Annotated in this window: 12 protein-coding genes; 8 read left to right on the top strand and 4 right to left on the bottom strand. The window is 57.4% G+C overall.

What is annotated here, in order from left to right; all coding sequences use genetic code 11:
• Window positions 1-217: 217 nt before the first annotated feature.
• The 3 genes from N2605_RS20250 to N2605_RS20240 all read left to right on the top strand — a co-directional run bounded on the left by N2605_RS20250 (window position 218) and on the right by N2605_RS20240 (window position 2,853).
• Window positions 218-463, top strand: coding sequence for a hypothetical protein (locus tag N2605_RS20250; protein ID WP_036013565.1), 246 nt, complete (start codon window positions 218-220; stop codon window positions 461-463).
• A gap of 283 nt (window positions 464-746) precedes the next feature.
• On the top strand, window positions 747-1,787 hold the full coding sequence (locus N2605_RS20245; protein WP_225124994.1) for a PqqD family peptide modification chaperone: 1,041 nt from the start codon (window positions 747-749) through the stop codon (window positions 1,785-1,787).
• A gap of 52 nt (window positions 1,788-1,839) precedes the next feature.
• On the top strand, window positions 1,840-2,853 hold the full coding sequence (locus tag N2605_RS20240; RefSeq protein WP_260342355.1) for a nucleotidyltransferase family protein: 1,014 nt from the start codon (window positions 1,840-1,842) through the stop codon (window positions 2,851-2,853).
• Between the two features lie 146 nt (window positions 2,854-2,999).
• On the opposite strand, the gene N2605_RS20235 is transcribed toward N2605_RS20240, so the two are convergent.
• Window positions 3,000-3,386, bottom strand: coding sequence for an H-NS histone family protein (locus N2605_RS20235; RefSeq protein WP_081493007.1), 387 nt, complete (start codon window positions 3,384-3,386; stop codon window positions 3,000-3,002).
• 717 nt (window positions 3,387-4,103) lie between these two features.
• On the opposite strand from N2605_RS20235, the gene N2605_RS20230 reads away from it, so the two are divergent.
• A complete protein-coding gene (locus tag N2605_RS20230; RefSeq protein ID WP_036013596.1) occupies window positions 4,104-4,472 on the top strand; it encodes an H-NS histone family protein in 369 nt (122 codons plus the stop codon).
• A gap of 62 nt (window positions 4,473-4,534) precedes the next feature.
• Here N2605_RS20230 and N2605_RS20225 read toward each other — a convergent pair whose 3' ends face one another.
• The 3 genes from N2605_RS20225 to N2605_RS20215 form a co-directional block, all read right to left on the bottom strand.
• Window positions 4,535-6,004, bottom strand: a complete 1,470-nt coding sequence (locus N2605_RS20225) for an exopolysaccharide biosynthesis polyprenyl glycosylphosphotransferase (RefSeq protein ID WP_260342352.1) — start codon at window positions 6,002-6,004, stop codon at window positions 4,535-4,537.
• A 148-nt stretch (window positions 6,005-6,152) separates the two neighbouring features.
• Window positions 6,153-8,165, bottom strand: a complete 2,013-nt coding sequence (locus tag N2605_RS20220; RefSeq protein WP_225147625.1) for a hypothetical protein — start codon at window positions 8,163-8,165, stop codon at window positions 6,153-6,155.
• 78 nt (window positions 8,166-8,243) lie between these two features.
• Entirely contained in the window at window positions 8,244-10,580 is a 2,337-nt protein-coding gene (locus N2605_RS20215; protein ID WP_260347464.1) for an AAA family ATPase, read from the bottom strand.
• Between the two features lie 341 nt (window positions 10,581-10,921).
• Between N2605_RS20215 and rfbC the strand changes: the two genes are divergently transcribed.
• From rfbC to rfbA, 4 genes are read left to right on the top strand one after another with little or no spacing between them, the layout of a single operon-like run.
• Window positions 10,922-11,479: a dTDP-4-dehydrorhamnose 3,5-epimerase gene (gene rfbC, locus N2605_RS20210; RefSeq protein WP_036029165.1), complete on the top strand. Its 558-nt coding sequence runs from the start codon at window positions 10,922-10,924 to the stop codon at window positions 11,477-11,479.
• 14 nt (window positions 11,480-11,493) lie between these two features.
• Window positions 11,494-12,552 carry a dTDP-glucose 4,6-dehydratase gene (gene rfbB, locus N2605_RS20205; protein WP_036029219.1) on the top strand — a complete coding sequence of 353 codons (1,059 nt, stop codon included), beginning with the start codon at window positions 11,494-11,496 and terminating at the stop codon, window positions 12,550-12,552.
• A 7-nt stretch (window positions 12,553-12,559) separates the two neighbouring features.
• On the top strand, window positions 12,560-13,549 hold the full coding sequence (gene rfbD / locus N2605_RS20200) for a dTDP-4-dehydrorhamnose reductase (protein WP_225139924.1): 990 nt from the start codon (window positions 12,560-12,562) through the stop codon (window positions 13,547-13,549).
• Complete coding sequence (rfbA, locus tag N2605_RS20195; protein WP_109143414.1) at window positions 13,458-14,345, top strand: glucose-1-phosphate thymidylyltransferase RfbA; 888 nt, start codon at window positions 13,458-13,460, stop codon at window positions 14,343-14,345. Before rfbD ends, rfbA begins: the two co-directional genes overlap by 92 nt.
• Window positions 14,346-14,380: the final 35 nt, after the last annotated feature.

Genomic DNA, 14,380 nt, shown 5'->3' with positions numbered 1-14,380 from the left:
CCGAAAAACGTCAGTCCCTTTTCTCGTAGGCTTCTGCAGGCCACCATTCTCAAGTCGGTTCGGCACGTGGTTGCGCTTTGTCACGGTATTGAATGCTCGCCCGAGGTTCAAATATGAAACAAATTTTGATTATAAGCAAAATCTGCAAATCTCGTTGGTTAATTGCTGCCGATCACGTAAGGTACACTCGTCCAGGTTTCTTCGGCTGGAGGAGACAATGTGGGAATTAATTCTTAACGAGTACAACCTCACCTCGGAGACGCTGCAGCTGGCTCAGATGCGCGCAGAATTGGTCAGCATTGGCGAGAAGGAACGCATTCTAAGAGAACGGAGTGCCGATCGCGAAGCTTATCGGTACCTATTGGATGCTCATCGGTCGATCGCCAGGCCGAGCCTCATGGGAGAGCAGGGGTTGAACATCTCTCCTCAAGACGGGGGCAAGGACGGTCAGCTCGCGGCATGACCAGCCGGATTGACATGTCCAAACGAGCCGGACCGGTGGCGTGTGTTCGGGTGAACGAAATCGCAGGCGCCGCAGACCGGGCTAGATTGAGTCTCGCAGGTGGCGGCGGGTCCGCTTGTCCGGTGCCGCGACAACATCGCATCCCGGAGGCTGTCGCCGCCTCGCCGGTACAGGCGAGGCAGAATGGTTCACATTGGTGGAAGCCGTGCTGGAAAGATCGTCGGCAGAGATAGTATTGAGACCGGCTCCGGATGCAGTATTCGCGCTGTTGGATGGTCGACCAATGATCTTCAGCGAAGCGGGGCAGAAGATTTTTGAACTCGACCGAGTAGGGGCATTCATCTGGTGCAAGTTAGGGGAAGGCTCCTCGCTTGGAGACATTTATCGGGGGCTTGCGGCGCAAGGCATTGACGAGCACACGGCACGCCAGTTCACGCGACAGGTCGTAGATGTCTGGGTCGATCGAGCGTTGCTCGAAGTCGATTGGCGAATGCCGACCGATTGCGCCTTCTCAGCTCATTTGGGTCGCCACAGAATAGACATCCGGGCTGCAAATCCGGACCTCTTGAGGCGGCTGCTGTCGCCATTCAGTGTGTCGGACCAGAGTGCCGGCGGCGACGGCGACATCGCGATCGAGGCAATGATGCTGGATGAACAAGTGTTCTTGCGCGCAGAAGATTCCAGCATTTCCAGATGCGAAGTCGATGCACTAGCCCCTACGATCAAAGCTCACGTCACCGAGCGGCTTATTCGAAACATTCGCTGGGTGTTCTCCCTTCATGCCGCTTCTCTCGTGAACGACGGCATGGGCCTGTTGTTATGCGGCCATCCGGGAGCAGGAAAGTCTACCCTCACATTGCAGCTGGTGGACGCCGGATTTCGGTACGCTGGCGATGACGTCGCGCTGGTTGGCGGTGACGGAACGATCTGCGGAGTACCGTTTGCGCTCACCCTCAAGGAAGGATCGTGGGACTTGCTCTCGCGACTACATGGCGACCGCTACGATGCGACGCATTGCCGCTCCGACGGCGTTCGGGTGCGGTACGTACCCATTCCTGATGCGCAGAACGAAAGCTTCTCCGCAGGCTGGATCATCTTCTTGAACCGGGTCGCGAGCGGTCCGACCGAACTAACCGAAATAGATCGTCTGGCTTCGATGAAGCGGCTCATCGAGCACGCATTCGCCAGCGATGGTAGACTGTCGCAGACTGGCTTTCTTGCTTTAAGGCGCATTGTCGCGGGTGCGCAATCGCTTCAACTCACCTACTGCGAGGCCGGAGAGGCTCGGCGCCTGCTTGTGGATCTGTGCAATGGCAAGGCATAGCAGCGCGGTCAGGAGCCTCTGCAATTGCTTGCGAGGCATGCCGCCTGTCGACATGGAGTGGACCTCAGTCATCGGGCTCGCAAATCAGACCCTGACGACGCCGGCGCTCATCGACTTTGTCGACAAATTCGCGTCGGTGCTGCCGGAGGACGTCTGCGCCTATATTCGCCATATCCACCGCCGAAACGGGCTGCGCAATAACCGCCTCGTCGCTCAACTCGAAGAGGCCGTCGTTGCGCTGAACGGTCATGGCATTACGCCGGTCCTACTCAAGGGGGCTTCGACACTGGCGACCGCGCCCGAGGCGCGAAGAGGTGTTCGGATAATGTCCGATCTGGATATCATGGTCATGCCGGACGAGGCCAGAACGGCTGTCGCCGCGCTATCTGGAATTGGTTACGATATCCATTACCAGACCCCTCCCGAAAGCCATAGATGGTATGCCGATCTGAATCGCGCCCAGGATGTCGGGTCCATCGACCTGCAGCAGGCAGCTCCAGGTCCTGCGTACCTCTACCAGAACTTCGGGCATGCGCCGAACCATTGTATTCCTGCGCCGCTCGGACGGGCGCGCGTATATATCCCCACGCCAACCTTCCAAGCGCTGATGTTGATCATCCATGACCAGTTTCAAGACTATGGTTATTGGCTCGGCGACCTCGACCTGCGGCACCTTGTTGAATTGCGCGACCTAAGCCATTCAGCCGAGCCTGTCGACTGGGAGAAGCTTGCCTCTCGTGTCTCGGGCGACTTGATGAAGAACGCGGTTGAAACCCAGCTGATCGCCGTTGCCGAGCTACTTGGCGTCGATATTCCACACGCGTTGCGCTCCCGACTGATTCCTCGCCTGCAGTTCATGCGTCAGTTGATGCAAGCACGCTTTCCGGCTACGCGCGTGCCTCTCCTGGCGATGAGCCTTCTGGACTTCAGAAACTACCGCAGAGAGGCAACTATCGTCTCGACAAAAACAGGGGCGAACCGACGGGGATTGTGGACTGTGCCAAGAGCTAGCACCTTACGACTTCTTTTGAACGCGACGACCGCAGCTCGTGCGGGCAAGGTCTAAGGCCAGCGAACGTCATCGCTTTCGCGATTGAGGCGTCGGTTGGCCAAGCGGGTTTTCGATCCGCCGCCTGTTCGAGGTGGAATTCGCCGCTCGGGACGCACGGTGGAAATTCCCAGCTCAATGCGGTGTGTCCGACTTTCGCGCATCTAGGAATGCTCTCGACCACCAGCATTCCGTTCGGACGATTCACCGTTCTCGGGGATCTTGAACTCCTCGAGCGTGTGGCCCGATTGCAGGGCGGCAACGAGCCAGCGGGGCTGCTTACCACGTCCGGACCAAGTCTCTGTTGGCTGAAGCGGATTGAAGTATTTCGGCACGACCTTCGGGTATTTGCGACGAGGCGGCTGGCCTGTTCCCGCCTCAGTCGCCCCGCTTTCAGCTCCGCCGAGTTGATCCGGCTGGTTGAGCTGCGCAAGACGCTTTTCTAGCTCTCGCTTTTCGGCGGTGATCTTTTCGGCGAGAATCTTTGTCAGCTCCTCGTGAAGGAGCCAAAGTTCCTCAAAATCCATGGCTTCGAGATCTTGCCTTCGCATTAGCATTTCTCGACACCGTTCGACTGACCCGTCGTCATCCAGCCATTCTTCGTCCGAGTGACAAATGAATGTTTGACCAAATCAGTGCTCAAATTGACCATGCAATAAATCTATTATATATTATTTAATAATTAATGCGACGATTATTTTATTAATTGATCTTGGTGGCAAAGAATCTTGCGAAGATGCGTAGAGGAGGCATGGTTTGATCGAGTATCCTCTTGAACGTCTTCAGGATTCAGTCGGCCGGTTTGCGGCTCCGTCGACCGTGTTGTCCGATATCCGGGCCCTGAGCTTCCAAATCGAGCTCAGACGGCGCGCGCTGAAGGATATTGGGATTATTAGCTGCCGTTTGCGTCTCTGGGGAGGCCGCAAGGCGGGTAGGCCAACCGAGGCTTAACAAAAGCAGTCCGGCGCGTCAGCATCTAATGCTGCGGCGTGGCAGGTCCCTGACGGGATCGGCTCATATGCCATCTCTGATGGGGCGTGAGCAGTTCCCGCCCGGTGATTAAGCAAATAGATGTGCGCATCTCCTGTACGCGGTTAAATTGTGCGGATCGCTCATTTTCCCGGCTTGATTATTAACGTGGACCCAGTTATCTGGAGCGCCAGTTCCAGTTCGGTTCCAAACATTCTTCTGGGATAATCGGGCTCTCTGTCTTGATTAATATATCGACAGAGGCAATATTGGGTTGGGCGCAACTACACGGTGAGATCATGGCGGCTAAGAAACTTGAGTTAGAAGCGATGTCCCTTGACGATCTCTGGTCGCTTCATGAGGAAATCAGCGGGATCCTGTCTGACCGGATCAAGGCGGAAAAGAACGAGCTGGAAAAGCGCTTAGCGGCACTTGGGGGCGGGATGGCTGTTTTGGCGGATTCGAGCCCGGCAGGCGCGTCTTCGACCGGCAAGCCGAGACGCAAATATCCTCGGGTGCTGCCGAAATATCGGAATCCGCAGACGGCCGAGACCTGGTCGGGACGTGGTAAGCGGCCGCGCTGGTTGGTTGCCGCAATGAAGTCTGGCCGGAGAATTGAAGAGTTTCGCATTGGCGAAGCAAGTCCGAAGCTTCGCCAGCGCGCGTGACTAATCGGTAATTGGCAGGAGTGTAAGGGCCAATAAGAGGCGCTACTCGCATGATCTGTGCTCTAGTAGGCATTGCGCCCTCGCAAGACCTCTACCGGAGTTCGCAGGAGGATTGCGAGATCCAACCCAAGACTCCAGTTGTCGATGTACCAGAGATCATATTGGACACGTGTTTCGACCATGACTGCTGTGGGAGTGGCGCCCCGGCAGCCATGGACTTGAGCCCAGCCAGTCAATCCCGGCCTGACCCGGTGCCGAAGCGCGTAGTTTCGCACAAGCTTGTCAAATTCACTGTCGTGAGCCACGGCGTGAGGACGCGGGCCCACGAGCGACATGCTGCCATCGAGAACGTTTAGCAGTTGCGGCAATTCATCGAAGCTCATTCGGCGCAGCCATTTGCCGATGCGGGTAACGCGTCGATCGGCGCGGTTGGCCTGAAGGATTACGGGCCCGTCCTCGAGCACACGCATGGTCCGGAATTTACGGATCAAGAAGATTCGGCCGTTAAAGCCACAGCGTTGCTGCCGAAAGAATACAGGACCCGGGGAATCTAACTTGATCGCCACCGCGGTGAGCGCAAGCAGCGGGGCGAGCATCACCAATGCGAGGCCCGCACCGATAACGTCAATCGTCCGCTTGATCGCGCACTCCAGCGGTGTGAGGGGGCCACGCTGGAGCTCTACACAAACGGCGCTTCCAAGACTCCGCTTGGGGTGTCGAAGCAATTCGGATGTCGTGCCAACGGGCACGAATATAATCGGGAAGGGCAAAACGCGCAGATCGGCAACAAAGGCTCGCAGTTCGGGCCATCGCTCCGGTTCAGCTTCCACCACCACCTGATCAAGATGGCAAGTGCGGATGTAGTCGATGACGCGCGTCGTGAGCCGCCTTCGGCAGGCAGGACCGAAGCCTAACGGAGGCAAGCTGAACCGTTTCTTCACGAGATACCCGTGCATCGACAAGGTCTCGGACAATCCCACGTTCTTCGCCAATGGTTGATCGCTGATCAGAACAATGTTTGTAGTGGCGAACCTCCTGCCGCTCAGGGCCCTTCCGAGAAGCACCTTGACTCCCCACCGTTCGCCCAAAAGTAAGCTCAGGCTCAAGACCGCGAAGAGCAGGCCTGGGTGCTGAGATGTCTCCGGGCGAATTGCGAAGCCGTACACCGCCAAGATGAAAAGTACTGAAGACATCCAAGCTAAACAGACCGCGCGCATCTGGTTTCGGAGGACGAGGAGCTCAACCGGCTGATAAAGGCCGTAGGTCTTCAGCAGGCAAACGAGACAAGCTGCGCTAACCAGCGCCAAGCCAAGGGCGTTGGCCAAGTTGGCCGCGGCTTGCCCATACTGAGCTTGGTAAAGCAATGTAGAGACGAGACTGGCGAACAGAATAGTCGCAACATCAGCACCGAGCACCACGTGCTCGATCGCGTCATAACGGAGGGGCCATTTGGGCTCGCGGAATACCGTCGGTTCGGGACTGAGGCGATCCGTAACCTCCCGATCGGGGAAATGTCGGTTCACGAAATTCATGTGCCGGGGGCTCTGCGATTTAATATTTAATTATTTATTAATTAATCGCGCTTATCAAGCAAAAACCCGGGTTCCGCAAATTTAATGGAGTGCGCCCCTTTGTCGCCGATCTGCGATCGTGGCGTGGGCTGAGGCGCGGCTCTTGAGGTTATCGAGAACCCCTTTGCGAACTCTGCGCGTGCACCTGGTCGAGGAACGTCGGATCGAGTTCCGAAATCAGGCCTTCGAAATAGATCTTACCATCAGCCGAGGCTGACCGGTACGCGGTCACAAGGGCTGGCTTGAGGGCAGGGCGATGCCTAACGACGAGGCTGACGTCCCGTTTGATCAATTCCCGCAGGTCGGGCTCCCGCACCATGACATCTGCGGCGAGTGCGACCGATACGCGCAACGGAAGCAGGTCCAAATCATTCGGCGCAGTATAGTATGACATTCTGAGCATCGCTGCCGTGTTGGGCTGGGGCGAACTGTGCTTCGACGTCGCCGCGAGCAAGAGCCAAATGTCGCCGCGGAGTGGCGAAGAGCGCAATGCACGGGCAAACTCGTCCGAAGTCATGGGAGGAGCTGTCCTTTGTTCGTCGGCAGCCAGAGCTGAATCCCGGTTGAATGTTGATTCCCCTCGGATCAACAAATCTTTGCGCGCTGCCGCAAGGGAAATCGTCTTCGACATCGCGCTCGGCCCTGCTGCTGCAGTCGACAGAACTGCCGGCAAAGACGATCTTGCACCGAGATACCGCTCAGGAAGGGCCATCCACGCTGCCTCCACGATCAGCACAATACCAAGTACCATCAGGCTAACGCGGGGCCAAATGGCGACTACCGTTGGGGTCAACGTTCGGCGAGGCGCAGGTGCTTGAACTGCAATTTGGTCAGACGTCGCTTTCGGCTCAGAAGATATGGCGTCACGTCCTGCGTCGGAGAGGCTTTGACCGAACGCCAGCCCAAAAAGCGCAGCGACCAGAAGCGATGCTCCTAAACCCAGAATACCATGATCGGAAAACGCGAGTATCGTCACTGCAATCAATGCACCGGCGCCCAGCGCTGGGAAGACGTAATCGTAAGCACGCGACAGAGCACGTCTGATCAGCACAGAAGCGCAGAGCAAGGCAGCAACCACGACCGCGCAGAGAAAAGCCCACCCCATGTCTATAACGATCGTGGCGGCGGCGGTTGGTCTTTCCGGCGAGTCGCCAACTCCGGCGTCCTGATAAATCGGCAAAAGTACCGTCGAAGCACCCGCACCGGATCCTGCCGGCGCGACGTCCTGCAGCATCCGTTCTGTCGCGGCCTGACTGCTCATTGACAAGACGATCGTCAGATCGGTGTTCGTTCTGAAGGGAATGACCGTAGCCGTGGCAATGAAGACAATCGTGGCAGTCGCAAGGACGCCAGCGGTACCCCACAATCCCGGGAACCACCTGCGAACCGCGAACACCGAGAGCAAGATTTCTGAGCCGAGGAGGGCCGAGACGAGTGCAGTTGAGTTGCCCCGAATGAGCAGCGCCGCCATACAGACAATCAATGCGATGGTCGCGACGGACAACGCAGGGAGAGGGCCTAGCGCAATTGTTCCTGGCCGACTGCGTCGGAGTATTTGATCGACCGCACGAATTGCCGTTGCGCAGGAGAGCAACACACCGAGCACCGCGACGGTTGAGCCATCGGGCCCAGCCACACCGGTTATTTCCCTGCCGAACCACAAGGCGGTAACGATTGTGGCTATCGACAGCAGAATATGTAGCAGTCGCGCTGCGCGATGTCGGTCAAGCGCGATGACTGCTGCAGTGAGACCTGCAGCAAGCACGGCGCAATACTGCACGAGCGAGAACATGGTCGCCGTGGTGTCGACTGTGATTTTTTCGGCGAGGGGCTCGTTTAAGGTCGCCGATGCAGTAGCCCAAATGGGATTGCCGAGTTTGCCAATCGGCATCGGCACCGCCTGCAAAGCCATCCAGAGCGCCGGAGCCGCGAGTACAACGACGAGACTAGGACGGAGCAGTTTAGCAAGCCCGAGGGAGGAGGGAGGTAGAAAGATCGCGACCGTTAGCGCCGCTGTTGCGAGTACCACCGATATCAATACCCAGGCCTGCAGGCTTTCTGGCATTGCAAGCGCCGCGGCAATCGCCACCAACTCGGCCAATATGACAAGCCGGACCATCATGTGAACACCCGTGGTGTTGTGCGGTCACTCCGCTGGTCCCTCAGGCCAGCTAAAGGGGCAGGCCGCTATGAGCGAGCCTCAAGAGCCAGAAAGACCATAACGGATGTAATGGCTATCATGGTAATAGTAGCTCCGATGACCGTCATATCGAGCCATCGCCTTGGTATCGGTCTTGCTGAGAACTGCCCCAATCAGAGATTCGTGAACGTTTGGTGCCGTGTGCAGTGCGTGTTGCACGACATCAATCTTGGTCCGGCCCCATTCAACAACGAGAATGTAGCAGTCAATCAGGGATGAAGTGGCTCGAACATCCACCAACGGCGTCAAGGGCGGAAGGTCGACGATGATGTAGTCATACTCGGCTCGTAAACGGTCGAAGAGTTTGCTTATCGAGTCCGCGCAAAGAATTTCGCTGGTGTGGAGCAAAGGTCCGCGACGCACGGCGGGCAGAAATGCAAGATTGGTCGTCGGGTCCCTCCAGACAACTTCGGCGAGCGACCGGCTACCGTTTGCTACTTCGATGATCCCGCAGGCCGCCTTGGGCGCGAAGATGCCGGTTAGTGACGGATTCCTGAGGTCGCAATCGACGATGATAGCTCTTTTGCCGGTGTGCCCGATCAACTGTGCGAGCGAGGCTGCAATCGTTGTCTTCCCCTCATTCGGTAACGCAGAGGTAATGCCGACGACCTGGGAAGAGATTTTCGCCGGGTTGTGGTCGATCGCTAGCTTGATGGAACGAATGGCCTCCGTATATCGAGATAGTGGCATCCCGACCACGGTCTGATGAATTGCGGTTGGAGACGAGGCTATCCGTCGCTGAACATCATCATCGGTCTTCTGAAGGCGGATTGGTGGTTTGGGAGATTTGCGGGCCGGCAACAACGGGACCAAAGATAGACAAGGCAACTCCAGTACGGTTTCCACCTGTGAAGAGGTCCGAAAGACGCGGTCCATGAGGTCTCTGAGGAGCGCCAAGCCGATGCCCAGCGCGAGACCGCCGAGAATGCCAAACGCCAGGATCAACCTTGCTTTCGGCTTGCTCTTGCTCGCCGGCGGCGAAGCCGGAAAAAGTACCCGCGTATCCGAGGTGGGAAACGTCTCCTGCTGTGTAGAGCCCATGTAGCGCTGAAGGAAGGTCTCGTACAAGCTATGCAGGCCCTTTGCCTTGCTTTCCAAGTCCTTGATGGTCAGCTCAGCAGAATTGACCGAACGGGATTGCGAAACGGCTTTGGATAATTGCTTTTCGATCTCTTCCTGGCGCTGTTTGGCCAGTTCGAATTCGCTTCGGCTGACCTCGGCAAGTCTCTTGACCTCGTCAAAAATGGAGACGCGGAACTCTCGCGCGCGGTTTCGGATATTGACGACTGCCAAGTGGTCACGACCGACCCTCGCGGCCAACTCGGCCTCCCGTCTGGTGAGCTCCAGATATTGCTGGCGTAGCCCGGTAATAATCTGGCTGTTAAGCGCATCCGTTCCAATAGCATCCAGATTGTCTATCGAGGACGGCTTTTTCGGGTCGACGGCAAGGAGAGTTTCATAACGAGCCAACTTGGCGGTGGCTTCAGATGTCTGAGCACGTGCGGCGGCCAATCGATTGTTGATCTCCGTGATCTGCTGCTCGTCGATGGGCTTTCCACCCAGAGAAACAATGTTGTTCTGAGCCTTGTAGACGTCGACGGCACGTTGCGCGGCGAGGGCTTGGTCCCCCAGATCACGTAGCCTCTCCTGCAGCCAACTGGTTGCCTTGCGATTGGCGTCGAATTTTGCATTGAGCTGGTCTGCAACATAAGTGTCGGCTATCGCATTCACGATCTCCGCGGCCCGAGCTGCGTTGCTCGAGCTGTAGCTGATCTCAATGACCCGGCTGTACCCGACACGTCCAGCGGAAAGCCGACTGAGAAATGAGTCTACGAGAGTGTCCGATGGTTCGCCATTCGTCTCGGGTGGCGCATCCTTCTTCGATCTAGTCGAGGGCCATGGCCAAATTCGTTGCCAGAGCGCCTGCAAAGAGAGGCCGGATGCACTAAAGTCCGGATCCTCGGCCAATTTCAACTTGTCAATTACTGCAACCGCATTGGCCTTTGATCTCAGGAGCTGAAGCTGTGTCTCGATTTGACTGAGATCGAAGGCCGGCTCGGCGAGGAGTGATTGCTGCTGGACAAATTGAGGCCTGGGATTGGCCAAAAGGATCTGAACCTGCGCCGTATAGGTTGGGGAAGCCACACGGAGATAGAGCAAGCTGGCCGCAGTGGCGAGTACGGCGGTAACAAGGATTACGAGATACTGACGCCGTAGAAGCCCGATGCCGAAATTGATGACGTCGGTGATCCCTCCACCGTCCGCCTGGGCGGGTTGCGCCGGTCCGTTCACCGGCAGCCGCATTCTATCCGCATGTTGAAGATTGTTCTGAAGCATCACGTACCTGTCCGACGATTGGTCACATTGCGCCCGCCCGCCCGCAGGCGGCATTTAAAGCGATCTGCGAGATGGTATGAAATTATATACCTTATAAAAACCTGCTTGCCAAATTAAATAGACAATATATTAATCGAAGCGGAGATGAAAAATGCAGGTGTGGCGGCTTTGCTCAAAGGGGCGTTTGCTAATGCCCTGAGATTTCCGTGACTTGCAGGCTGATCTAACGGCTTTCGCCGAAATCGTGCGACGGTTTCGTGGTTGATTGTGAGCGTGAAGATTAATCTCGACGGGGATTATGGTCCGCCTCAACGAATTGAGAGCGGACAGAAGGGTACCCAATGTTGGAGCTGCGATCCTTGGCGATCCCTGATGTCAAAGTCATTCGCACAGATCGGTTTTCCGACGCCCGCGGTTACTTCTCTGAGACCTTCCAGCGATCAGCGTTTGCAGAGAAGGGAATTCTCCATGACTTTGTTCAAGACAATCAGTCCAGCTCGGATCAGATCGGCACGGTGCGCGGCCTGCACTTCCAGCGGCCGCCGTTCGCCCAGGCGAAGTTGATACGGGTGTTGAGCGGGGCGATTCTCGATATTGCAGTTGACCTCCGGCGTTCGTCGCCCAGCTTCGGCAAGCACATCGCGATACAGCTGGATAGTGAAACCGGCGAGCAGGTGTTCATCCCGAAGGGCTTTGCGCACGGCTTCTGTACGCTGCAGCCCAAGACCGTCGTCTTATACAAAGTCGACCAGGTCTATGCCCCAAGTCATGACGGTGGCGTTTATTGGGCTGATCCAAGGTTAGCGATCGAGTGGCCCGTGACGTCCTCAGAAGCCCATGTGTCGCCAAAGGATCAGACTCTTCCTACGCTCAGCCAGCTCGGTTGCGTTTTCGACTAGTGGAGACGAGTAGAATGCGTATCTTGGTGACCGGCGGAGCGGGCTTTATCGGTTCTGCGGTCTGTCGCCGTTTGGTGCTACAGACCGGTGCCGCAGTGATCAACATAGACAAGTTGACGTATGCAGCCAATCTGGCTTCGCTCGCGAGCATCGAGAAGCTGGAGACTTATGCGTTCCTGCAATCCGACATCTGCCATCGCGCGGCCATGGATCTTGCGTTCGCTGACTATGAGCCTGACGCGATCATACATCTGGCCGCCGAAAGCCACGTCGACCGCTCCATCAACGGACCCGACGCCTTCGTCAATACCAATGTGGTTGGCACCTACACGCTCTTGGAGACGGCCAGAGCCTACTACGAACGTCTACCGGCTTCGAGGCGGAGGCACTTCCGATTCATCCATGTGTCGACAGACGAAGTCTACGGCTCGTTGGGACCAGATGATCTATTTCGCGAGGATACGCCCTACAGGCCGAGCTCGCCCTATTCGGCGAGCAAGGCCGCCGCGGACCACCTCGCACTCGCGTGGTTTCGGACCTACGGCCTGCCGGTGATGGTGTCGAACTGCTCGAACAATTACGGGCCGTATCAGTTTCCGGAAAAGCTCATCCCGCTGACGATTCTCAATGCGATCGACCGGAAGCCTCTGCCGGTCTATGGCGACGGAAGGAATATCCGCGACTGGCTTCACGTCGATGATCATGCCGCGGGCTTGATACGACTTTTGCACGAAGGAAGGCCCGGCGAGAAGTACAACTTCGGCGGAGATGCCCAGCGATCCAACCTGGAGGTCGTCACCCGGATCTGTGACGTTGTGGATCGCTTATCTCCGGGCGCGGGGTGCAGACGTTCTCTCATTACGTTCGTGCCGGATCGTCCCGGGCATGATGCCCGCTATGCAATAGACGCATCGAAAGCACATCGCGAGCTCGGCTGGAAACCGATCAGAACCTTCGAACACGGCCTGTTCGAAACCGTCGGATGGTATCTCAAGAACCGCGCCTGGTGGGAGCGTGCTCGTAGTGGGGTCTATGACGGCTCGCGTCTGGGTCTCCTGGCCGCCCAAAACTGAGGTGGAGATGACAGATCGACCAATCCTCTTTGCCGGACGGAATGGTCAGCTGGCAATGTGCCTTCGTGATCTTGCCACAACGCGCGGTTTGCCTGCGGTGGCTCTCGGGCGCCCAGAACTCGATCTAGAGAATCGGGAAGGTATCGACAAGCTCATTGCGTCGATCGGGCCGTCTGCGATCATCAACACGGCCGCCTATACGGCGGTAGATCAGGCCGAAGCTGAAGCGGCGAGGGCCTTCAGCATCAATCGCGATGGCGCGGCCGCGCTGGCGGATGTCGCGTGGCAAATGAACATTCCGCTCATCCATCTCTCGACCGACTATGTATTCGACGGTGCGAAACCCGAGGCGTACGACGAAAGCGACATTCCGGCGCCGTTGAACGTCTACGGCGCATCCAAGCTTGCCGGGGAGGCTGCTGTATTGGCAGCGCACCCGCTCGCGACCGTGATCAGATGCTCCTGGCTTTACAGTCCCTATGGCAGCAACTTCGTCCGAACGATGCTGCGGCTATGCGAGACGCAGCAGGTCGTAAGGGTTGTCAGCGACCAACATGGTAACCCGACTTACGCGTTCGACCTCGCAGAAGCCGTCCTTCGGATCGCTCAGCAATCACTAACCGACGATCGCAGGGCCACGGCCGGCATTTTTCATCTCGGTGGCCAAGGCGAGGCAAGCTGGTACGATTTTGCGCAGGCAATCTTTCACGAGTGTTCCCATCGTGGAGCGCGGATTCGGGCGCTCGAGGCGATCACGACTGAGGAGTTTCCGACCGCTGCGCGCCGGCCTCTGAACTCGCGTCTGGACTCATCCAAGGCCGAACGCGTGTTCGGGATCCGCTTGGCGCCTTGGCGCCATTCACTCCAAGCTTGTCTGGACCAGCTGGTCGGAGAAGGAGAAACCGATGCTGAAGGGAATCGTGCTGGCTGGCGGCAGCGGAACGCGCCTCTATCCGATCACACGAGTGGTCAGCAAGCAGTTGCTTCCGATCTATGACAAGCCCATGATCTACTATCCCCTGTCGACGCTGATGCTGGCAGGGATCCGCGAAATTCTGATCATCACCACGCCGTCGGATCGGTGTCAGTTCGAGGGATTGCTAGGCGACGGCAGCCAATGGGGGATCAAGCTTAGCTATGCCGAACAAACCCGCCCCGCTGGTCTGGCAGACGCGTTCATTGTCGGGGCCGATTTCATCGGAAGCGATCGCGTGGCGATGGTGCTTGGGGATAATATTTTCTTCGGCGATGGCCTGAGCGAGTTGCTTGCCAGGGCGGCAGGTCGCGCGGAAGGCGCAACCGTCTTTGCCTATCACGTGCGAGACCCAGAACGGTACGGCGTGGTCGCGTTTGATGAAGCGGACCGCCCCGTGTCGATCGAAGAGAAACCCAAACGGCCGGCTTCGAACTGGGCAATCACGGGGCTGTATTTTTTCGACAACCGCGTCGTCCGCTACGCTCGCCGTGTCGAGCCATCGGCGCGCGGCGAGCTCGAGATTACCGATCTTCAGATGCGTTACCTTTCGGCCAATGCGCTCCACGTTGAACGCATGGGGCGGGGATTTGCGTGGTTGGATACCGGCACGGTCGAATCTCTCATCGACGCAGGAACGTTCGTCCAGACCCTGGAGAAGCGGCAGGGAATGAAGATTGCGTGCCTCGAGGAGGTCGCGTTCAGACTTGGCTTCATTGATCGCGATCAACTTCTAGCGTTGGCTCAACCATTGGAGAAGAGCGGCTACGGCAAATATCTGAGCGAAATCACGCGACTGCCGCAGTTTGCCTCGCGTTAGCACCACTCGGCCGATATCGAATCTGAGTTAAATTA

Source organism: Bradyrhizobium yuanmingense (genome assembly GCF_025200905.1).
GTDB classification, from domain to species: Bacteria; Pseudomonadota; Alphaproteobacteria; order Rhizobiales; family Xanthobacteraceae; genus Bradyrhizobium; species Bradyrhizobium yuanmingense.
The sequence above is the reverse complement of the archived record's forward strand: the minus strand, read 5'-3'. Positions and strand labels throughout refer to the sequence as shown.

Bases quoted from the DNA above. Each gene is read 5' to 3' on its own strand.
- N2605_RS20250 (WP_036013565.1), top strand. From the start codon at position 218: ATGTGGGAATTAATTCTTAACGAGTACAACCTCACCTCGGAGACGCTG.
- N2605_RS20245 (WP_225124994.1), top strand. From the start codon at position 747: ATGATCTTCAGCGAAGCGGGGCAGAAGATTTTTGAACTCGACCGAGTA.
- N2605_RS20240 (WP_260342355.1), top strand. From the start codon at position 1,840: ATGGAGTGGACCTCAGTCATCGGGCTCGCAAATCAGACCCTGACGACG.
- N2605_RS20235 (WP_081493007.1), bottom strand. From the start codon at position 3,386: ATGCGAAGGCAAGATCTCGAAGCCATGGATTTTGAGGAACTTTGGCTC.
- N2605_RS20230 (WP_036013596.1), top strand. From the start codon at position 4,104: ATGGCGGCTAAGAAACTTGAGTTAGAAGCGATGTCCCTTGACGATCTC.
- N2605_RS20225 (WP_260342352.1), bottom strand. From the start codon at position 6,004: ATGAATTTCGTGAACCGACATTTCCCCGATCGGGAGGTTACGGATCGC.
- N2605_RS20220 (WP_225147625.1), bottom strand. From the start codon at position 8,165: ATGATGGTCCGGCTTGTCATATTGGCCGAGTTGGTGGCGATTGCCGCG.
- N2605_RS20215 (WP_260347464.1), bottom strand. From the start codon at position 10,580: ATGCTTCAGAACAATCTTCAACATGCGGATAGAATGCGGCTGCCGGTG.
- rfbC (WP_036029165.1), top strand. From the start codon at position 10,922: ATGTTGGAGCTGCGATCCTTGGCGATCCCTGATGTCAAAGTCATTCGC.
- rfbB (WP_036029219.1), top strand. From the start codon at position 11,494: ATGCGTATCTTGGTGACCGGCGGAGCGGGCTTTATCGGTTCTGCGGTC.
- rfbD (WP_225139924.1), top strand. From the start codon at position 12,560: ATGACAGATCGACCAATCCTCTTTGCCGGACGGAATGGTCAGCTGGCA.
- rfbA (WP_109143414.1), top strand. From the start codon at position 13,458: ATGCTGAAGGGAATCGTGCTGGCTGGCGGCAGCGGAACGCGCCTCTAT.